The sequence below is a fragment of the Actinokineospora xionganensis genome (genome assembly GCF_014323725.1).
In the GTDB taxonomy this organism is placed as follows: Bacteria; Actinomycetota; Actinomycetes; order Mycobacteriales; family Pseudonocardiaceae; genus Actinokineospora; species Actinokineospora xionganensis.
On sequence record NZ_JABVED010000005.1, the window covers coordinates 13500 to 33823 of the forward strand.

Here is a 20324-nt window from a genome sequence, read left to right on the forward strand (position 1 = left end):
TCGGGGCGCCTGCTGGTCAGCAGACGCCCCGAGGGCGGGTCAGTCGATCAGCTGCAGGTGGCCAGCGTGGGCAGCTTGGGGGTCTCGGGCGAGACCTTGCCCGCGGTGTCCTTCCACGCCTTCTCGTACTCGGCGGGCGAGTCGGTCAGGGTCTTGTGGATGAACTCGCAGAACTTGGTGTCGCCCTTCTTGATGCCGATGCCGTACGGCTCCTTGGTGAAGGGCTTGCCGACAAGCTTGAACTCACCCTTGCTGGCGTCGATCAGGCCGAGCAGGATCACGTTGTCGGTGGTGACGGCCTGCACCTGGCCGGTGCGCAGCGCGTCGGCGCACTTCGAGTACACGTCGAACAGCACGACGTTGGCCGGGTCGACGTACTCCTTGATCTTCTCGGCGGGCGTGGAGCCGGTGACCGAGCAGACCTTGGCGTTGGCGGCCTTGAGCGCCTCCGGACCCGCGATGTCGGAGTCCTTCTTCACCATCAGGTCCTGACCCGCTTCGTAGTACGGGCCGGCGAACGAGATGCGCTCCTTGCGCTTCGCGTTGATCGTGTAGGTGGCGACGACGAAGTCGACCTTGCCCTGCTCGATGACCTCCTCACGGATCTTCGAGGGGGTCTCGACCCACTCGATCTTGTCCGCGGAGATGCCGAGCTTGGCCGCGATCAGCTTCCCGATCTCGACGTCGAAGCCCGCGGGCTTGCCGTCGAGACCCTTGAGGCCGAAGAGCGGCTGGTCGAACTTCGTGCCGATCGTGACCTTGCCCGCCTTCTGCAGCGTGGCCATGGTCGTGCCCTCGTCGAACTTCGCCTCGGTGTTGACCGGTGGGTTGGTTCCCGCGTCGTTGCCTTTGTCACCGCAAGCGGTCATCGAGAGGGCGAGAGCGGCGGTCACGGTGCCAACCAGAAGGCCCCGGAGTCGCATGTGGTGCTCCTTTGTTTTCGATTCGGCTGCGGTCCAGCCGAACGGTTGTGGACTTGCTAGTGAGTCAGGATCTTGCCAAGGAAGTCCTTCGCGCGCGCGGACTTCGGCGCGGTGAAGAACTCGTCGGGGGTCGTGTCCTCGCAGACCTCGCCGTCGGACATGAAGATCACCCGATGGGCTGCTTTTCTGGCGAAGCCCATCTCGTGGGTGACGACGAGCATCGTCATGCCCTCGCTCGCCAGGGAGGTCATCACGTCGAGCACCTCCTGGACCATCTCCGGGTCCAGCGCGGAGGTCGGCTCGTCGAACAGCATGACCTTGGGCTTCATCGCCAGCGCTCGCGCGATGGCCGCGCGCTGCTGCTGGCCGCCGGACAGCTGCGCGGGGTACTTGTCCGCCTGGTTGGCGATGCCCACCCGATCGAGGAGCGCCATCGTCGTCTTGCGAGCCTCCGCGGCGGGCATCTTGCGCACCTTGAGCGGGGCGAGACTGACGTTCTCGGCGATCGTCTTGTGGGCGAAGAGGTTGAACGACTGGAACACCATGCCGACCTCGGCCCGAAGCTGCGCGAGTTGCTTGCCCTCGGCGGGCAGCGGCTTGCCGTCGACCTCGATGAGGCCGGAGTTGATCGGCTCCAGCCGGTTGATCGCGCGGCACAGCGTCGACTTGCCGGAACCGGACGGACCCAGGACGACGACGACCTGGCCCTTCGGGACCTCGAGGTTGATGTCCTTGAGGACGTGCAAAGTCCCGAAGTACTTGTCCACCGCCTCCATCCGGATCATGGCTGGGGCGGTGTTCGAGGCGGTCATGTAGGTCCTCCACGAGCGCGTTCGTGACGTTGGCGGCTTCGGCGGGCACGCGATGGCGGAAACCTACTCCGGCTCCCGCCGATGTCCAGGCCAGTTGAGCAACACTTAGGGTCTCAACTCTGTCACACACCCGCCTGGTGAACCGGAGGACACGCGTGCGAGTGCTGCTCGTGGAAGACGACGACCGGGTCGCCGAGGCGCTGATCCCGGCCCTGGTGCGGCGCGGGCTGGCCATCAAGCGGCTCGCCTCGGGGGCCGGGGTGCTCGAGACCGTGCGCGAGGTCGACGTCGTCCTGCTCGACCTCGGGCTGCCCGACGTCGACGGGATCGTCCTCTGTCGACAGATCCGCGCGGCCAGCGACGTGGCGGTCATCGTTGTCTCCGCGCGCGGGGAGGTCGACGACCGCATCCTCGGTCTTCGCGCGGGGGCGGACGACTATCTGGTGAAGCCCTACGACGTCGACGAACTCGTCGCCCGCGTGCACGCCGTGCGCAGGCGCAAGTCGCCCACACCCGGCGGGCCGGGTCTGGGCGGCGTCGCGGAGGTCGGTGACGTCCGGGTCGACCTCGACCGGCATGAGGTCACTGTGGACGGTGCGGTGATCGCGTTGTCCCGCAAAGAGTTCCACGTCTTCTCGCTGATCGTCGCGGCCCAGGGCGCGGTGTGCACCCGCGACCAGATCCTCGCCGAGGTGTGGGGTCGGGCAGGATCGGCGGAGAACCGCTCGCTCGACGTGCACGTCGCGACGCTGCGCACCAAGCTCGGCAGGCCCGCGCTGATCGAGACCGTGCGCGGGGTCGGATACCGGCTGGCGAACCAGCCGGGCAAACTCGCCTGAGCAACCTGGGGAGGTCTCGTGCGGACGCGGCTGTTGGGGATGATCTGGTTTCTCGTCGCGCTGGTCGTGTTCGGGCTGGGCATCCCGCTCGCGCTGGCCGTGGCGGGCGCCGAGCAGCAGAAGCTCTTCCTCGACCGGCTCACCGACACGAGCCGGTTCGCCTCGATGGCGCAGCGCCCGCTGACCGACGCCCGGCCCGAGTCGCTGCGGGAGGAACTGCAGCGGTACTCCGAGACCTACGGCATCGACGTGGTGGTCGTCGACCAGGACGCGAACCCGGCGGTCGGCTCGGGACGGGCGGACGCCCCCAGCCCGGTCGACCTGACCGATCCAGACGTGCGCGAGCAGGTGCAGGCCGCGCTCGCGGGCACGCGGCCCAAGGCCGGGCCGCTGCTGATGCCATGGGACGACGAGCCGCTGGTGCTGGCCGGGCCGGTACTGGTCGACGGGGAGGTGCGCGGCGCGGTCGTGTCGGTGTCGCCCACCGACCGCAGTCGGTCCCGGATGCTCTGGTGGTGGCTGCTCATCGGCGCGGGCGGGGTGCTGGCGTTCGGGCTCGCGCTGATGCTCGCCGTGCCGGTCATCCAGTGGATCCTGCGGCCCGTGCGCAGGCTCGACGAAGCCACCGGGTCGCTGGTGAGCGCCGTGGTGAGCGGCCGCGACGCCGAACTGGTCGGTGGTGCCCACGGCCCACCTGAGCTGCGTAAACTCGGCCGTTCGTTCGACCAGATGGCAGCCAGTGTCGGCGACACCCTCGCCGCGCAGCGCGCGTTCGTCGCCGACGCGTCGCACCAGCTGCGCAACCCGCTGACCGCGCTCAAGCTGCGGCTGGTCAACCTCGAAGGCCATGTGGACGCCGAGGCCGAGGTCCACCGGGTCGCCGCGGCCGCCGAAGCCGACCGGCTCAACCAGATCCTCGACGAACTGCTGTCGATGGCGCGGGCCGAGAGCTCGGGCAGCGACCTGGTCCCCACCGACGTCGACACGGTCGTCGCCGAGCGGGTCGCCGACTGGCGGGTCGTGGCGGTCTCGCGCGACATCGCGCTCGACTGCGTCGGGGCGGCGGGTGACACGTGGGCGATGGCACCGCCCCGGGGCGTCGACGGCATCCTCGACGCGCTGCTGGACAACGCGCTCAAGTTCACCGGATCAGGTTGTGCCGTGGAGCTGACCGTCGACGTGGTCGACGACGTCGTGCGGCTCTCGGTGCGTGACCACGGGCCGGGTCTGCGACCCGAGGAGTTGGAGCGGGCCACCGACCGGTTCTGGCGCAGCCACAGCCACCAGAACGTCCCCGGCTCAGGCCTGGGGCTGGCCATCGTGAGCCGCATCGTCGCCAGGGCGGGTGGGGACCTGCGCCTCGACCTGCCGGAGGGCGGCGGCCTGCGGGTGACCGTCGACCTGCCCGCCGACCGGCTTTAGGCCTTCTCGTCGCGGTAGTAGCGTTTCGCGCCCGGGTGCAGCGGGACCGGATCGGTCTCGATGGCCGAGTGGATGTCGATCGCCAGGGCCGCGCGGTTGGCCCTCGCCAGCTCGCCATGCGCGTCGAACAACCCCCGGACGAGAGCCTCGGCGACCTCCGCGGGCATCGCGTCGGTGACGAGCAGGTAGTTCGGCAGGGCCAACGTCGTGACCGGCCCACCCGCCAGGTTGTAGGTCGACACCGGGATCGACGCGGTGTTGTAGACCGGGTACTGGTTGCGCATGCTCGGCATCGCGTCGGTCAGGTCGAGCAGGCGCAGCGGGAGCACCGCGGCAAGGTCGGTGATCGCCTTGGTCGGCAGGCCGCCCGACCAGAAGAACGCGTCGACCTCCCCGCGCTTGAACGCCTCGATGGACTCGGTCAGGCCGAGATGCACCTTGGTCAGCGTGCCGGGGTCGGACAGCCCCGAGAGGTCGAGCAGGCGTTTCGCGATGAACGCGACGCCGGATTCGGCCGACCCGATCGCCACCCGCGTGCCGCGCAGCCCGTCCAAGCCGCGGATCGGCCCGTCGCCACGCACCACGATGTGCAGGTAGTCGTCGTAGAGCCGGGCGAGTGCCTGCGGCTTGCGCTGGGTGTTCGTGGGCAGCGAGGCGACGTCGGCCGCGCTGAAGGCCACATCGGCCTCGCCCGCGCACAGCTTGCGGATGTTCTCCGGGGACCCGCTGGTCTTGATGACCTCCGGCCGTTCGATCTCCAGCTGCCGCTGCCACGCGGCGGCCAGCGACTCGGACAGGCTGTGATAGACCCCGGAGGGAAAACCGGCGGCGATCCGCAGCCGCACCCCGGCGAACTGGCTGTCGCACCCGGACAGCACGCTCGCCAGGCAGACCAGGGCCAGGACCATGCCGCCGAGTCGTGTCCGCACCATTGGCCGATCGTGCCAGACGCCTGCCTTCGGCGGGACCGGGAAGGCCGCGTACCCTCGGACAGCGAGATGAGCGCGCGCACTTACGAAGTTCGCACCTATGGGTGCCAGATGAACGTCCACGACTCCGAGCGGCTGTCGGGGTTGCTTGAGGACGCAGGCTACGTCGCCGCCGACAGCGGCTCCGTGGCCGATGTCGTCGTCTTCAACACCTGCGCGGTCCGGGAGAACGCCGACAACAAGTTGTACGGCAACCTCGGCCACCTCGCACCGGCGAAGACGGCGAACCCGGACATGCAGATCGCCGTCGGCGGCTGCCTCGCCCAGAAGGACCGCGGCGAGATCGTCCGCCGCGCACCCTGGGTCGACGTCGTCTTCGGCACCCACAACATCGGCTCGCTGCCCGCCCTGCTCGACCGGGCCCGGCACAACCAGCGGGCCGAGGTCGAGATCCTGGAGTCGCTGGAGGTCTTCCCCTCCACGCTGCCCGCGCGGCGCGACTCGGCGCACTCGGGCTGGGTGTCGATCTCGGTGGGCTGTAACAACACGTGCACCTTCTGCATCGTCCCGTCGCTACGCGGCACCGAGCGCGACCGGCGCCCGGGCGACATCCTGGCCGAGGTCGAGGCCCTGGTCGCCGAGGGTGTCCTCGAGGTGACCCTGCTCGGCCAGAACGTGAACTCCTACGGCGTCGAGTTCGGCGACCGGTTCGCCTTCGGCAAGCTGCTGCGCGCGTGCGGCGAGATCGAGGGCCTGGAGCGGGTCCGGTTCACCTCGCCGCACCCCAAGGACTTCACCGACGACGTCATCGCCGCGATGGCCGAGACGCCGAACGTGTGCCACCAGCTGCACATGCCGCTGCAGTCCGGTTCGGACAAGGTGCTCAAGGACATGCGCCGCTCGTACCGGACGGCCCGCTACCTCTCGATCATCGAGAAGGTCCGCGCGGCCATGCCGGACGCGGCCATCACCACCGACATCATCGTCGGCTTCCCCGGCGAGACCGAGGAGGACTTCCAGGGCACCCTCGACGTCGTCCGCCAGTCCCGCTTCACCAGCGCCTACACGTTCCAGTACTCCAAGCGCCCCGGAACGCCGGCGGCGACGATGGCGGGACAGGTGCCGAAGAAGGTCGTCCAGGAGCGCTATGAGCGGCTCGTGGACCTGCAGGAGGAGATCTCCTGGGACCTGAACAAGGAACTGGTCGGCCGCACCGTCGAGGTCGTCGTCGCGGCGGGGGAGGGGCGCAAGGACGCCGACACCCACCGCATGAGCGGTCGCGCGCGCGACAACCGCCTTGTGCACTTCGCTCCGACCGGCGCCACCGAGTCGATCCGCCCGGGCGATGTCGTCGAAACGACCATCACCTACGCGGCCCCACACCACCTGGTCGCCGACGGCGACGTCGTGTCCCACCGCCGCACCCGCGCGGGCGACCACCACGAGGCCGGGATCCGCCCGAAGACCACCGGTGTCGGCCTGGGCCTGCCCGCGTTCGGCGTGCCCGCCCCGCTGCCCGAGGCCTCCGGCTGCGTGACCACGTGAGCGACGACGACCTCTCCGGCCTCAAGAAAGAGATCGACGAAGTCGAGCACCAGGCGGCCCGCACGGTCGAACTGGGCGGCCGCGCGGTGATCATCTCGGTCGCCGTGTTCGTGCTGATCGTCGGGTATCTGCTGCCCTGGATGGGCAACGCCCCCGGCTGGGAAGTCCTTCTCCACCAAGGTGACGCGGCGGGCAAGGCAGGCATGGTCCCGCGCTTGTTCGCCGCCACCGCACTTCTCTTCGGCGTCTTCGCCTCGGCTCTGGCCTTGATCACCCGGCGCTGGGGTCTCACCTGGGTCTGCGCCCTGGGCTGCTGGTTCGCCTCGGTGGACGGCCTCCTGGCCATCTGGACCCGCCAGTCGGTCGCGGGTCTGACCTCACCCGGCCCCGGTATCGGTTTGGTGATCAGCGAAGCCGCGATGGTCGTCCTGGGTGTGCTTTGGTTCCGCACGGCTTGGTCCCGGCTGTGAACCTCGCTCGCACGAGACAAGTGGCCGCTTCCGGAGCGCAATCGCGATAGCGTGACAGATGATCGTGTGGCTGAACGGAACCTTCGGAGCCGGCAAGACCACCACCGCTCGCGAGCTGACTCAGCTTATTTCGCGGTCCCGGATGTTCGACTCCGAGCAGATCGGGTCCATGTTGCGGCACGTCCTGACCGAGCCCGTCGAGGACTTCCAGGACTGGCCGCCCTGGCGCCCGCTGGTGACTCAGACGGCGGTCGAGGTACTCCGCTATGTCGGGGGCACTCTCGTCATCCCGCAGACCGTCTTGGTCGAACGCTACGCACGAGAGATCTTCCGAGGCTTCGACGAAGCAGGCATCCCCGTTCAGCACTTCCTGCTGCATGTGCGGCCAGACGAGCTTGTTGCCCGAATTGAGGCAGACCAGGTCGAAACGCTCGCGCGAGAGTGGCGACTGAACCACATCGCCGCCTACCAGGCAGCCCTGCCATGGCTTCGCGATGCCGCTGACGTCATCGACACCTCGAACCTGGCTCCCGAGAACGTCGCACAGGAGATCTCAAACCGGGTCGTGCTTGAGAATTCGTGATCCCGCGACATCGGTTCCGCACGGCTTCGTCGCGGCTGTTGCCTGAATGTCGAACTCACCTGCCGGAAGGGGGAACTCACTTGCCGGAAGGGGCGACTCGCGGGATGCGAAAGGCCGCTCCGGAATCCGGAGCGGCCTTTCGCGATAGGGCTAGCGAGAAGCGACGGCCTGTTCGGCGGCGGCCAGCCACTCGCGCCACTGCGCCGCCTGGGCCTCGGCCTGCTCAGCCCGACGCTTGTCGCCTGCGGCCCGCGCCTTCGCGGCCTGTGCCTCGAACTGCTCGACGCGCTCACGGAACTGGGCGGCCCGTGCCTCGGCCTCCGGGTCGGTCTTGCGCCACTGCGCGTCCGCCGCGGTCCGGACCTTCTCCTCGACCGCGCGCATCCGGCCCTCGAGCTCGCGGATCCGCTCACGCGGAACCTTGCCGATGAGCTCCCATTTCTCCTGGATCTTGTGGAGCTGGGCGCGGGCGGCGTCGAGGTCGCCCTTGACGTTGATCTTCTCCGCCTCGGCGAGCAGCTCTTCCTTGGCCTTCGCGTTCTGGGCGAACTCGGCGTCACGCTCGTCGAACACCGACGAACGCCTGCTGAAGAACTTGTCCTGCGCGGCTCGGAACCGCTGCCATAGCGTGTCGTCGGCGTCCTTGGGCGCGCGGCCCGCCGCCTTCCACTCCAGCATCAGTTCCTTGTAGCGGGCGGCCGTCGGACCCCAGTCGTCGGACTCGGACAGCAACTCGGCCTCGTCGACCAGTTCCTGCTTGCGGGACTTGGCCGTGGAGCGCTGGCGGTCGAGGTCGGCGAAGTGCGAGCCGCGCCTGCGGTTGAACGTGTCGCGGGCCTTGGAGAACCGGCGCCACAGCTGCTCGTCGGTCTTACGGTCGACGCCCTTGATCGTCTTCCACTCGTCGAGGATCTGGCGCAGCCGGTCGCCCGCGACCTTCCACTGCGTCGACTCCTCGGCCAGCTGCTCGGCCTCGGTGACCAGCTCTTCCTTGCGCGCCACCGAACCGGCCCGCGCTTCGTCGCGCGCGTGCTTGGCGTGGTCGAGCGCGACCGCGGCGTGTGCGATCACCTGGTCGAGCCGGGCCTGCAGACCCACCAGGTCGCCGACCACGTGCGCCTCGGCGAGGGAGTCCTTGATGTGCTTGGCGTTCGTCGCCGCGTGCTTGGGATCGCCGGAACCGGACGCCAGCCGCGTCTCCAACAACTCGACCTCGGTGCGGATGTCGTCGAAGCGGCGCGCGAAGTGCGCGAGCCCTTCCTCCGGCTCACCGGCCTGCCACGACCCGACCACGCGCTCGCCGTCGGCGGTGCGCACGTAGACGGTGCCTTCCTCGTCGACCCGACCCCACTTGGACGGGTCGGCGGACGCCACCGCGACCGGGGGCAGCGCGTCGACCGGCGCCGCGGCGGGCACGGGTGCGGCGACCGGCGCGGCGTGCGCGACCTTCGCGACAGCCGACGGCAGCGCGACCGGCTTCGGCTTCGCCGCGGGCTTGGCAGGGGCGGCGGGCTTGGTCTCAGCCGTCTCCGCGGACTGAGGCTCGTCGGCGGGCTCGGCGTCTGCCGTCTCAGCGGACGGAGCTTCGTCGGCAGGCGCGGCGGACTGAGCCTCGGCGGCGCCGTCGGTGTCGCCGCTGGTGACGTCGGCGGCCGTGGGGTTCGCGGTCTCGGTCTCGGGGTCGACCGCCACCGGGGCGGTTGCCTCGGCAGCGGTGTTGTCCTCGGAGATGTCCGCGCCCGTCACAGCGGCAGGCTGGGCGGCCTCGGTCACCGGGGCGTCCGCGGCCGTGTCGGCGGGCTCAGCGGGGCGGGGCTCGCCTCCCGGACGTTGCGTGACCGCTTCGGGAACGCTCCCGGGCGCATCGAGAACGGCATCGACGCCGTCAACGCCGTTGTCCCGCTCCGTCACCGTCTCGGCGCTGTTGTCCCTGTCCGTCATGGCCGGCTCCTTTTGCCTGCGTGCCCGTGTTCCCACGGGCGCCCCGCTCGCGGCGGGGCCCAGCACTGTTCCTACGACCCTCTGGGCCGTGCGGCTCTACCCGCGCGCATTCAAACAGGTCAGGAGCCGCCTGGGTACTCCGAGGGCCGCAATGGTCATCATGGTGCCGCAACTCGGCCGTTCGTGGGCCGACAACGACAAGATACTTTGACTGACAGTAACCTCGGCCGGGTGATATCCCGCGTCGCGGTGCTTCCGCAGCCACCCCTGCTCGTGCCCGAACTCGTCGGCGGGGAGGACTCCGACGCGGCGGCGGTCAGGATGACCGCCGTGGCGGTCGGGATGGACCTGGCGCAGGTCGCGTCCACCTGGCTGGCCGTCGGCGCGGGGGAGCGGGCCGAGCGGATCGAGAACGCCGCGGGGACGTTTCGCGGCTTCGGCGCCGACGTGCGGGTCGAGCTGGGGCCGGGTGCCGCCGAACGGGTGGCCGACGTCGACCTGCCGCTGGCCGCGCTGGTGGCCGGATGGCTCCGCGGCCAGGTCGGGGCCGCCGAGGTCGCGGTGGAGTTGGTGCCCGCGGTTCTGCCCACCGCGGCCTGCGTCGCCGAAGGCAGGCGGCTCGCGGCCGGTGGGGAGCCCGTGGGGCTCCTGGTGCTCGGCGACGGGTCCCACCGCCACGGCGAGAAGGCGATCGGCAGGCCCGACGCCCGCGCGGGCTCGTTCGACGAGTCGGTCGCGGCCGCGTTCGCCCAGGTCGACCTCGACGCGCTGCTCGCACTGGACCCGGCAGAAGCCGACGAACTCGGCGCCGTGGGCCGCGCCCCGTGGCAGGTGCTCGCCGGTGCGGTCCGGGCGGACGGCCGGTCCTGGCGGTGCGTGCGCTCCAGCGTCCAGCTGCCTTTCGGCGTCGCCTACCACTTCGCTGTGTGGGAACCGGTGGTCGCGTGACCCTGGCCGTCGCGGTGGTCGGTCCGACGGCCACCGGCAAGTCCGACCTCGGCGTGGCGCTGGCCGAACGCCTTGGCGGCGAGGTCGTCAACGCCGACGCCATGCAGCTCTACCGGGGCATGGACATCGGCACCGCGAAGATCACCACAGAGGAGCGGCGAGGCATCCCGCACCACCAGCTCGACGTGCTCGACGTGCGCGAGACCGCCTCGGTCGCGGCCTACCAGCGACACGCCCGCGCGGCCGTGGAGGACATCCTGGCGCGCGGCCGGGTCCCGATCCTCGTCGGCGGCTCCGGCCTCTATGTGCAAGCCGTGGTGGACGAACTGGACTTTCCCGGCACGGACGCCGCCCTGCGCACCCGGCTGGAATCCGAACTGGACACCGTGGGTGCTACCGCCCTCTACGCGCGGTTGCGGGCGCTCGACCCGGTGGCCGCCGAGTCGATCCTGCCGACCAACAGCAGGCGGATAGTCCGCGCGCTCGAAGTCATCGAACTGACCGGCCGCCCGTACTCCGCGACCATGCCGAAGCCCGGACCGGCCCGCTACGGCATGGTCATGGTCGGCATCGACCGCGACGCCGCCGCGCTGGACGAGCGGGTCGACCTGCGGGTCGAGCGCATGTTCGCCGGTGGGCTGGCCGACGAGGTTCGCGACTTGGAGAACCAGGGTCTTCGCGAAGGGCGTACCGCCTCGCGCGCGCTCGGCTACCAACAGGTCCTCACCGCGTTCGACGGCGACCACGATCTCGAAGCCGCCGCGGCCGAGACCGCGCGGGCGACTCGCCGTTTCGTCCGCAGGCAGCGGTCGTGGTTCCGCCGCGACAAGCGCCTGACCTGGCTCGACGCCGCCCGTCCCGACCTGGTCGACGCGGCTCTCGCCCTGGTCGAACGGTAGCCTGGGCACGTGGCGATCACGTTTCTCAAAGGACATGGCACCGAGAACGACTTCGTGCTGCTGCCCGATCCCGACGGGTCTCTCGACCTCACCGTCGCGCGGATCCGGACACTGTGCGACCGCGGTCGCGGCCTCGGCGCGGACGGCGTCCTGCGGGTCGTGCGGACCAAAGCCCTGCCCGACGCGCCCGCGGGCATCGACGGCGACGTGTGGTTCATGGACTACCGCAACGCCGACGGCTCCATCGCCGAGATGTGCGGCAACGGCGTGCGGGTCTTCGCCCGCTACCTCCACGACACCGGCCTGGTCGACGGCCCCGAGTTCCCGGTCGGCTCCCGCGCGGGGCTGCGCCCCGTGGTCGTGCACCCGGACGGCACGGTGACCATAGACATGGGACCGGTGCGCCGCCTCGGCAACTCCGTCGCGGTCGTCGACGGCTCGACGTTCCCGGGTATCGGCATCGACGTCGGCAATCCGCACCTGGCCTGCGTCCTCGATTCCATCGATCTAGACAGTCTCGACCTGACAGTCCAGCCGGAATTCGACACGGACCTCTTCCCGAACGGGGTGAACGTCGAATTCGTCGCCCCGGTGGGCCCGGACGAAATCCACCTGCGTGTCCACGAGCGCGGCGTCGGCGAGACCAGGTCCTGCGGCACCGGCACGGTCGCCGCGACGGCCGCCGCCCTCGCGGCCCGGGGCGAGACCACAGGATCGTGCACGGTTCACGTCCCAGGCGGGACCGTGCACGTCACGATCAGCGACACGTCGAGCACCCTCACCGGCCCCGCGGTCTTCGTGGCGCGCGGCGAACTCGACCAGGCCTGGTGGGACGCCCAGCGCTGATCGCGGCGTAAGGGGTACCCACCCGCGGGGCGTGCCAACCCGCGGGAATAACTGAGTCGAATACGTCGCTGAACCATGGGACTATGGGAACAACGGAATCGACCGATTCCACCCGACGCGAAGGATGTGCTCACCAGGTGACAGAGGAATTCACTCAGCAGGAAATCAACGGCGCGGTGGCCGACCCGGCTGAGCTCTCCCTCGGTGACCTGGAGCGAGAAGAGCGATCATCACTGCGTCGCGTAGCCGGTCTGTCGACCGAGCTCCAAGACATCACCGAGGTCGAATACCGAAAGCTGCGACTGGAACGAGTCGTGCTGGTCGGCGTGTGGACCGAGGGTTCCGCGCTCGAATCGGAGGCCTCGCTGGCCGAACTGGCGAGGCTGGCCGAGACCGCGGGCTCCGAGGTGCTGGAAGGTCTCGTGCAGCGCCGCGACAAGCCGGACCCGGCGACGTACATCGGCTCGGGCAAGGTCATCGAGCTCGGCGACATCGTCCGGGCGACCGGCGCGGACACCGTGATCTGCGACGGCGAGCTCTCGCCCAGCCAGCTGCAGCAGCTGGAGGCGCGGCTCAAGGTCAAGGTCATCGACCGCACGGCGCTGATTCTCGACATCTTCGCCCAGCACGCCCGGTCCCGGGAGGGCAAGTCCCAGGTCGAGCTCGCGCAGCTGCAGTACTTGCTGCCGCGCCTGCGTGGTTGGGGTGAGACGCTGTCCCGCCAGGCCGGTGGCCGTGCGGGCGGCGGCAACGGCGGTGTGGGTCTGCGTGGTCCCGGTGAGACCAAGCTCGAGACCGACCGGCGCCGGATCCGCGCGAAGATCTCCAAGCTGCGCAAGGAGATCAAGGCGATGACCACCGTCCGCGACACCAAGCGCGGACAGCGGGTCGCCAACGAGATCCCCAGCGTGGCGATCGCCGGATACACCAACGCGGGCAAGTCGAGCCTGCTCAACGTGCTGACCGGCGCGGGAGTGCTTGTCGAGGACTCGCTCTTCGCGACCCTCGACGCCACGACCCGCCGCACCGAGACACCGGACGGCAACACGTACACGCTGACCGACACGGTCGGCTTCGTGCGCCACCTGCCCCACCAGCTCGTCGAGGCGTTCCGGTCCACCCTGGACGAGGTCGCCGACGCGGACCTGGTCGTGCACGTGGTCGACGGCGCCGACCCGATGCCGGAATGGCAGGTCAGGGCCGTGCGCGAGGTGCTCAACGAGATCGGCGAGCGGCGCGACGTGAAGATGCCGCCCGAGCTGGTCGTGGTCAACAAGGTCGACGCGGCCTCCGAACTCGCGCTCGCCCGGCTGCGGCACCTGCTTCCCGGCGCGGTGTTCGTCTCGGCGCACACCGGTGCGGGCATGGGCGAGCTGCGCGAGCGGATCGCAGGCCTGATCCCGCGGCCGAACCAGCAGGTCGACGTCTTGGTCCCCTACGCCCGCGGCGAACTCGTCGCCAGGGTTCACCGCGAGGGCGAGGTGCTGACCGAGGAACACACCGCGGCGGGCACCCAGCTGCGCGCGATGGTCAAGGCGGACCTCGCCGGTGTGCTGGAGAGCTTCGCGGCCAACGGCACCTCGGCGTAGTCGGACAGAGCGGCAGACATCGGCGGCCCGGAGTGATCCGGGCCGCCGACGCACGTCCGGGTGGAACGCGACTCGCTGCGACACGTCCACCGTTCCGTGAACCATCCGACGGCTACCGTTGGTGCGACAAGCGGAATGGGGAGGTGGCAGTGCGGGCGTTGGTGACGACTGCGCTCGTGGCGGGTCTGGTGGGCTTCGGAGCCACGAGCGCGTCCGCGCGTGAGCAGGCTCCGCAAGACGTGTGCGTGATGGCCGACAAGCGGGTCGGGGAGCTGTCCGGGCTCGTCGCCGACGGCGACCGCTGGTACGCCGTCAACGACGGCGGCACCAAGTCGACGGTGTACGTGCTGACGAAGGAATGCAGGGTCGAACGGGTCATCAACGGCCCGACCGACCCGTTCGACGTCGAAGACCTCGCCCGCGGCGCCGACGGGACCTTCTGGCTGGCCGACACCGGCGACAACGACAAGAAGCGCGAGACGGTCGCGCTGATCTCGCTCACCCCGGACGGCAAGACCAAGCTGCACCGGCTGACCTACCCCGACGGCGCGCACGACACCGAGGCGCTGCTGCTGGACCGGTCCGGCACGCCCTATCTGATCACCAAGAACCCCTTCGGCCGCGGCGACATCTACCGGCCCGTCGCCGCGATCACCAGCCCTGGACCGACCGCGCTGGAGAAAGTCGGGTCGGTGCAGCTGACCAGCACCGACACCAAAGGCGGCCCGGTCAACCCGACCATCGGCTCGGTCGTGGTGACCGGCGCGGCCTCGAATCCCGACGGCACGGTGGTCGCGGTGCGCACCTACACCGACGCGTACCTCTACGCCGTGCCCGACGGCGATCTGCTCGCCGCGTTCAAGAGCGAACCGGTGCGGATTCCGCTGCCCGAGGAGAAGCAGGGGGAGGCCATCGGGCTCGAACCCGACGGCACCCTCGTGTCGGCGTCCGAGGGCGTCGGCCAGCCGATCCGCGCCGTCGCCGGGGCCGCCGGACGGCTGGCCCCCGCGACGCCGAAGGCGGAGGAGGAGTCGCGCTCCGGTGGGCAGTCGGCCGCCGCGAAGAGCGCCGATGGCGGCGGGCTGGACCCGCTACCCGCCGTCGGCTTCACCGTCATCGCGATCGGCGGAGTGCTGTGGTTCATGCACCGCAGGTCCGCCGCCAGGTAAATCAGTCTGACAACCGGCAGCGCATCCAACCGCTAGCTAAGGGGACCGTGACGGCACCCAGCCGCGGTCACCGACCAGCCGCACGCGTCACAAGGCACGTGACCCAACGTCAAATTCCGGGGAGGCGGCCCAGTTCACAGTCGCCGGAGTACGGCGACGACCTTGCCGAGGATGGTGGCGTCGTCGCCCGGGATGGGTTCGTACGCGTCGTTGTGCGGCAGCAGCCACACGTGGTCGTCGCGGTGCTTCAGCGTCTTCACCGTCGCCTCGCCATCGATCATCGCGGCGACGATCTCGCCGTTGTTCGCGGTGGGCTGCTGGCGGACCACGACCCAGTCGCCGTCGGCGATCGCCGCGTTGATCATCGAGTCGCCCGCGACCTTCAGCATGAACAGCGAGCCCTCGCCGACGATCTCCTTCGGCAGCGGGAACACTTCCTCCACGGCCTGCTCGGCCAGGATGGGCCCACCGGCGGCGATCCGGCCGAGGACCGGCACGTAGGTGGGCTTCGGGCCCTGGTCGGCCTGTTCGATGAGCACCGGGACGACCTGCTCCCCGCGCAGCTGGCCCGGGGTGGCGTCCGCGGGCAGCACGCCGATCGCGCGCGGGCGGTTCGGGTCTCGGCGCAGGTAGCCCTTCTCCTCCAACGCGCGCAGCTGGTAGGCCACTGACGACGTCGACGTGAGCCCGACGGCCTCGCCGATCTCACGAACGCTCGGGGGATAGCCGAAGCGCTGGACCCACGAGCGGATGACTTCGAGGACCTGACGCTGGCGCAGCGGCAGCTCAGCGCCGTCCGGCGTTTGGTCCAGCTCGGGAAAACTGCGCACGTTGCCCCCCGACAAGGGCTTCCGCTTCGGTGTCCCTGCGGGCTTGCGACCACTCGTGCCTGCCACTGCGCTGCCTCCCTGCGAACCCGGGACGGCCGATCGCGTCCCGGAGTGGATCGACGTCGATCATCTCCGGTCTCGACGTTAGTCCGCCGACCTGGGCAGATCAAACACCTGTTCGAGCGACACGCCGGACGGGTCTCGATTTTGTCGGTGCCGGGTGGTAGACATTCGCACGGACGTTCGATCGAACGGTAGTTCGAGGAGGTTGCGATGGCTGCGACTGCCGCGGTGGCGGTGCCGAGGTCGGCCGGCTTGGCGGAAGGCCGATACCCGCAGGTGGCGGCCCCGCCGAGGCCAGTACCGCGTCCCGCCCGGCCGGTCGGGCAGGGCAGGTTGCGGCCGCCGACCAGGCGGCGCCGGGTGCTCGCGCCGCACGTCGTGGCCGTCCCCGACCGGGGTTCCCGGTGTGCGTCGCCGCCGATCGCCGTTCTGGTCGGTCTCGCGGTCGTGGTCGCGCTCGCCATCTTCGGTCTGGGCTCGTTCGCGGGGTCCATGGCGGGTGCCGACGTGCCGACGGCGACCACCGTGGTCCGGGTGGAGCCCGGGGAGACCCTCTCCGACCTCGCCGTGAGGATGGCGCCCGACAGCGACGTCTCCGCGGTCGTCGCCAGGATTCAAAAGCTCAACGCGCTCGACGGTTCGATGGTTCACCCCGGCCAACCGCTGACGGTCCCGTTCTCCCGCTGATCTCGACGCTCCAGTCGAACTGACCCGCGCCTTCGGGAGGTGCGGGTCTTGTGCTGTCCGGGCAGTAGTTGATCTACGGTGTCGCCCGGCCGGGTACGCCCGCGACTCCGCCGAAAGAGTGAATAAACGGGTTCACCTGGATGTTGGAACTACTGGATGTGCACCCGAGTTCCGACCCCTCACGTTCGGTGCTATAGCGGCGTGCCAACTTGCATCATGTGGCGTCGAGGAATAAGTTCAACCCCAACATCTAGTAGTTACGCCGCTGTAGTTCGTCCACAGGTTGGGTTGGGTTACCCACAAGCTGTCCACAGATTGATCACCAAGCGTGGTCGTGGACGCCCGGACATGCGGCTACTCGGATGACCGGCGCGGAGAGGGAGGGGTGAGACCCGATGAGGTGTCCATTCTGTCGCCACTCGGACTCCCGGGTCGTCGACTCGCGGGAGGTCGACGAAGGTCAGGTGATCCGCCGCAGGCGGTCCTGCTCCAAGTGCAGCCGCCGCTTCACCACCGTCGAGGAAGCGGTTCTCGCCGTGGTGAAGCGGTCGGGGGTCACCGAGCCCTTCAGCCGGGACAAGGTGATCACGGGCGTGCGACGGGCCTGCCAGGGCAGGCCGGTCGATGAAGACCAGCTGCAGCTGCTCGCCCAGAAGGTCGAGGAGACGATTCGCGCGACCGGCAGCGCCGAGATCCCGAGCCACGAGGTCGGGCTGGCGATCCTGGGGCCGCTGCGGGAGTTGGACGGGGTCGCGTACCTGCGGTTCGCCAGCGTCTACCGCGCTTTTACCTCGGTAGAGGACTTCGAGAAGGAGATCGCCGACTTGCGTGCCGCGATGGCGGGCGAGGCGAAGACAGATGACGACTAGACGCACCACGCGCACCCAGGGCGGGAGCAGGCGTGGCAAGAAACTTGAGCCGCATCGGACGGGGAGCCCGGACGTGGCCACACCAGGACAAGCCAGTGATGAGGGAGAGGGACCGGTCATGACCGAAACCGTGGGCACCCCGGCGAAGGGCGACCGCGCGGAGCGCAACGGCACGCCGAAGCAGGGGCTCAGCGTGCAGCGCGTCTACACCACCGAGGGGGTGCATCCCTATGACGAGGTCACCTGGGAGCACCGCGACGTGGTGATGACCAACTGGCGCGACGGCTCGGTGAACTTCGAGCAGCGGGGTGTCGAGTTCCCCGACTTCTGGTCGGTCAACGCGACCAACATCGTCACCAGCAAGTACTTCCGCGGCGCCGTCGGCAGCTCGGTGCGCGAGCACTCGCTGCGCCAGCTGATCGACCGCGTCGTGAAGTCCTATGTCGCCGCGGGCATCAAGTTCGGCTACTTCGCGACCCCGAAGGACGCCGAGGTCTTCGAGCACGAGCTGACCTGGATGCTGCTGCACCAGGTGTTCAGCTTCAACTCCCCGGTGTGGTTCAACGTCGGCACCAGCTCCCCGCAGCAGGTCAGCGCCTGCTTCATCCTGGCCGTCGACGACACGATGGACTCGATCCTCAACTGGTACAAGGAAGAGGGGCTGATCTTCAAGGGCGGCTCCGGCGCGGGCCTGAACCTGTCCCGCATCCGGTCCTCGAAGGAGTTGCTCTCCTCCGGCGGCACCGCGTCCGGCCCGGTGTCCTTCATGCGCGGCGCCGACGCCTCCGCGGGAACCATCAAGTCCGGCGGCGCGACCCGCCGCGCGGCGAAGATGGTCGTGCTCGACGTCGACCACCCCGACGTCGAGGAGTTCATCGAGACCAAGGCGCGCGAAGAGGCCAAGATCCGGGTCCTGCGCGACGCGGGCTTCGACATGGACCTCGGCGGTAGCGACATCACCTCGGTCCAGTACCAGAACGCGAACAACTCGATCCGCGTGTCCGACGCCTTCATGCACGCCGTGGAGAACGACGGCAAGTTCGGGCTGCGCTCGCGCACCACCGGCGAGGTCATCGAGGAGGTCGGCGCCAAGCCGCTGTTCCGCAAGCTCGCGCAGGCCGCGTGGTCGTGCGCCGACCCGGGCATCCAGTACGACGACACGATCAACGACTGGCACACCTGCCCCGAGTCGGGCCGGATCAGCGCGTCGAACCCGTGCAGCGAGTACATGCACCTGGACAACTCGAGCTGCAACCTGGCGTCGCTCAACCTGATGAAGTTCCTCGGCGACGACGGCACGTTCGACGCCGAGACCTTCGTCAAGGCCGTCGAGATCGTCATCACCGCGATGGACATCTCCATCTGCTTCGCGGACTTCCCGACCGAGCCGATCGCCGACACCACCCGCAAGTTCCGCCAGTTGGGCATCGGCTACGCCAACATCGGCGCGCTGCTGATGGCCACCGGCCACGCCTACGACTCCGAGGGCGGCCGAGCCTTGGCGGCGGCGATCACGTCGCTGATGACCGGCACCGCCTACCGCCGCTCCGCGGAGCTGGCGGGCGTCGTCGGCGCGTTCGAGGGCTACGCCCGCAACGCCGACGCGCACCAGCGGGTCATGCGCAAGCACGCCGCCGCGAACGACCTGCTGCGCACCCACCACTCCACCGACGCCACCGTGCAGCGCGTCGCGACCCGCGAGTGGCAGGCCGCGCTGGAGATCGGCACCAAGTCGGGCTGGCGCAACGCGCAGGCGAGCGTCCTCGCGCCGACTGGCACCATCGGTCTGATGATGGACTGCGACACCACCGGCATCGAGCCGGACCTGGCGTTGGTCAAGTTCAAGAAGCTCGTCGGCGGCGGCTCCATGCAGATCGTCAACCAGACGGTGCCGCGCGCGCTGAAGTCCCTGGGCTACCAGGACGAGCAGGTCGAGGCCATCGTCGAGTACATCGCCGAGCACGGCCACGTCGTGGACGCCCCGGGTCTGCGCCAAGAGCACTACGAGGTCTTCGACTGCGCCATGGGCGAGCGCTCCATCGCGCCGATGGGCCACGTGCGGATGATGGCCGCGGTGCAGCCGTTCATCTCGGGCGCCATCTCCAAGACCGTCAACATGCCGGAAGCGGCGTCGGTCGAGGACGTCGAGGAGATCTACTTCCAGGGCTGGAAGTTGGGCCTCAAGGCGCTGGCGATCTACCGCGACAACTGCAAGGTCGGCCAGCCGCTGTCGGCGGGCAAGGGCGCCAACAACGGCACCGCGGCCAAGGCCGAGCCGGAGAAGGTCATCGAGTACCGGCCGGTCCGCAAGCGCCTGCCGAAGAAGCGCCCGTCGCAGACCGTGTCGTTCACCGTCGGCGGCGCCGAGGGCTACCTGCACGCGGGCTCGTACCCGGACGACGGCCTCGGCGAGATCTTCGTCAAGCTCGGCAAGCAGGGCTCCACCCTGGCGGGCGTGATGGACGCGTTCTCGATGTCGATCTCGGTGGGCCTGCAGTACGGCATTCCGCTGGAGTTCTACGTCTCGAAGTTCCAGAACCTCCGCTTCGAACCGGCGGGCATGACCGACGACCCGGACGTCCGAATCGCCACCAGCGTCCTCGACTACCTGTTCCGCAGGTTGGCCCTGGACTACCTGCCGTACGAGAAGCGCGCCCAACTCGGCATCTTCACCGCCGACGAACGCTCCGCCGAGGTCTCCGCTGGATACGGCGGCCCGTCCGATGTGGACCTGGAAGGCCTCCGCACCTCGGTCGACGCCAGCCCCCGCGCAACCATCGAGGCCGCGGATTCCACGGAAAAGTCCGAGGCGCACAGCTCCACGGAACTGCTGGAACTGCACCTGGGCAAGGCGGCTGACGCCCCGCTGTGCATGACCTGCGGAACGAAGATGCGCCCGGCAGGCTCTTGCTACGTGTGCGAGGGCTGCGGCAGCACTTCGGGCTGCAGCTGACAATCGG

18 protein-coding genes are annotated in these 20324 nt (G+C 69.4%); 13 read left to right on the forward strand and 5 right to left on the reverse strand.

The window, feature by feature from the left end; translation table 11 throughout:
- Positions 1 to 47 precede the first annotated feature (47 nt).
- On the reverse strand, positions 48 to 923 hold the full coding sequence (locus GPZ80_RS10450; RefSeq protein WP_187220121.1) for a glutamate ABC transporter substrate-binding protein: 876 nt from the start codon (positions 921 to 923) through the stop codon (positions 48 to 50).
- A 56-nt stretch (positions 924 to 979) separates the two neighbouring features.
- A complete protein-coding gene (locus GPZ80_RS10455) occupies positions 980 to 1708 on the reverse strand; it encodes an amino acid ABC transporter ATP-binding protein (protein WP_187220397.1) in 729 nt (242 codons plus the stop codon).
- 182 nt (positions 1709 to 1890) lie between these two features.
- Between GPZ80_RS10455 and GPZ80_RS10460 the strand changes: the two genes are divergently transcribed.
- Both GPZ80_RS10460 and GPZ80_RS10465 read left to right on the forward strand, forming a co-directional pair.
- Complete coding sequence (locus tag GPZ80_RS10460; protein WP_187220122.1) at positions 1891 to 2574, forward strand: response regulator transcription factor; 684 nt, start codon at positions 1891 to 1893, stop codon at positions 2572 to 2574.
- An 18-nt stretch (positions 2575 to 2592) separates the two neighbouring features.
- Positions 2593 to 3996, forward strand: coding sequence for a sensor histidine kinase (locus tag GPZ80_RS10465; RefSeq protein ID WP_187220123.1), 1404 nt, complete (start codon positions 2593 to 2595; stop codon positions 3994 to 3996).
- On the opposite strand, the gene GPZ80_RS10470 is transcribed toward GPZ80_RS10465, so the two are convergent.
- Positions 3993 to 4928, reverse strand: a complete 936-nt coding sequence (locus GPZ80_RS10470; RefSeq protein WP_187220124.1) for a TAXI family TRAP transporter solute-binding subunit — start codon at positions 4926 to 4928, stop codon at positions 3993 to 3995. The genes GPZ80_RS10465 and GPZ80_RS10470 overlap by 4 nt on opposite strands.
- Before the next feature lie 66 nt (positions 4929 to 4994).
- Between GPZ80_RS10470 and miaB the strand changes: the two genes are divergently transcribed.
- The 3 genes from miaB to GPZ80_RS10485 are packed head-to-tail and all read left to right on the forward strand — an operon-like array spanning position 4995 to position 7523.
- Entirely contained in the window at positions 4995 to 6470 is a 1476-nt protein-coding gene (gene miaB, locus GPZ80_RS10475) for a tRNA (N6-isopentenyl adenosine(37)-C2)-methylthiotransferase MiaB (RefSeq protein ID WP_187220125.1), read from the forward strand.
- A complete protein-coding gene (locus tag GPZ80_RS10480; RefSeq protein ID WP_187220126.1) occupies positions 6467 to 6940 on the forward strand; it encodes an Rv2732c family membrane protein in 474 nt (157 codons plus the stop codon). The genes miaB and GPZ80_RS10480 overlap by 4 nt, the downstream gene beginning before the upstream one ends.
- 58 nt (positions 6941 to 6998) lie before the next feature.
- A complete protein-coding gene (locus tag GPZ80_RS10485; protein ID WP_187220127.1) occupies positions 6999 to 7523 on the forward strand; it encodes a P-loop nucleotide/nucleoside kinase family protein in 525 nt (174 codons plus the stop codon).
- Between the two features lie 150 nt (positions 7524 to 7673).
- Here the strand turns inward: GPZ80_RS10485 and GPZ80_RS10490 are convergent, their stop codons facing one another.
- Positions 7674 to 8939, reverse strand: coding sequence for a DUF349 domain-containing protein (locus GPZ80_RS10490; protein WP_312880272.1), 1266 nt, complete (start codon positions 8937 to 8939; stop codon positions 7674 to 7676).
- A gap of 756 nt (positions 8940 to 9695) precedes the next feature.
- Between GPZ80_RS10490 and GPZ80_RS10495 the strand changes: the two genes are divergently transcribed.
- The 5 genes from GPZ80_RS10495 (at position 9696) to GPZ80_RS10515 (ending at position 14915) form a co-directional block, all read left to right on the forward strand.
- A complete protein-coding gene (locus GPZ80_RS10495; RefSeq protein ID WP_187220128.1) occupies positions 9696 to 10412 on the forward strand; it encodes a class III extradiol ring-cleavage dioxygenase family protein in 717 nt (238 codons plus the stop codon).
- Entirely contained in the window at positions 10409 to 11311 is a 903-nt protein-coding gene (gene miaA / locus GPZ80_RS10500; RefSeq protein ID WP_187220129.1) for a tRNA (adenosine(37)-N6)-dimethylallyltransferase MiaA, read from the forward strand. Before GPZ80_RS10495 ends, miaA begins: the two co-directional genes overlap by 4 nt.
- A gap of 9 nt (positions 11312 to 11320) precedes the next feature.
- Entirely contained in the window at positions 11321 to 12157 is an 837-nt protein-coding gene (gene dapF, locus GPZ80_RS10505; protein ID WP_187220130.1) for a diaminopimelate epimerase, read from the forward strand.
- A 137-nt stretch (positions 12158 to 12294) separates the two neighbouring features.
- Positions 12295 to 13746, forward strand: coding sequence for a GTPase HflX (gene hflX / locus GPZ80_RS10510; protein ID WP_376771667.1), 1452 nt, complete (start codon positions 12295 to 12297; stop codon positions 13744 to 13746).
- Between the two features lie 149 nt (positions 13747 to 13895).
- Entirely contained in the window at positions 13896 to 14915 is a 1020-nt protein-coding gene (locus GPZ80_RS10515) for an SdiA-regulated/phytase-like domain-containing protein (RefSeq protein WP_187220132.1), read from the forward strand.
- A 134-nt stretch (positions 14916 to 15049) separates the two neighbouring features.
- Here the strand turns inward: GPZ80_RS10515 and lexA are convergent, their stop codons facing one another.
- Positions 15050 to 15811, reverse strand: coding sequence for a transcriptional repressor LexA (lexA, locus tag GPZ80_RS10520; protein WP_187220133.1), 762 nt, complete (start codon positions 15809 to 15811; stop codon positions 15050 to 15052).
- Positions 15812 to 16018: 207 nt separating this feature from the next.
- On the opposite strand from lexA, the gene GPZ80_RS10525 reads away from it, so the two are divergent.
- The 3 genes from GPZ80_RS10525 to GPZ80_RS10535 all read left to right on the forward strand — a co-directional run bounded on the left by GPZ80_RS10525 (position 16019) and on the right by GPZ80_RS10535 (position 20317).
- A complete protein-coding gene (locus GPZ80_RS10525) occupies positions 16019 to 16495 on the forward strand; it encodes a LysM peptidoglycan-binding domain-containing protein (protein WP_187220134.1) in 477 nt (158 codons plus the stop codon).
- Between the two features lie 395 nt (positions 16496 to 16890).
- Entirely contained in the window at positions 16891 to 17364 is a 474-nt protein-coding gene (gene nrdR, locus GPZ80_RS10530; RefSeq protein ID WP_187220135.1) for a transcriptional regulator NrdR, read from the forward strand.
- A gap of 118 nt (positions 17365 to 17482) precedes the next feature.
- Positions 17483 to 20317 carry a vitamin B12-dependent ribonucleotide reductase gene (locus GPZ80_RS10535; protein WP_187220136.1) on the forward strand — a complete coding sequence of 945 codons (2835 nt, stop codon included), beginning with the start codon at positions 17483 to 17485 and terminating at the stop codon, positions 20315 to 20317.
- The last annotated feature ends 7 nt before the right edge of the window (positions 20318 to 20324 follow it).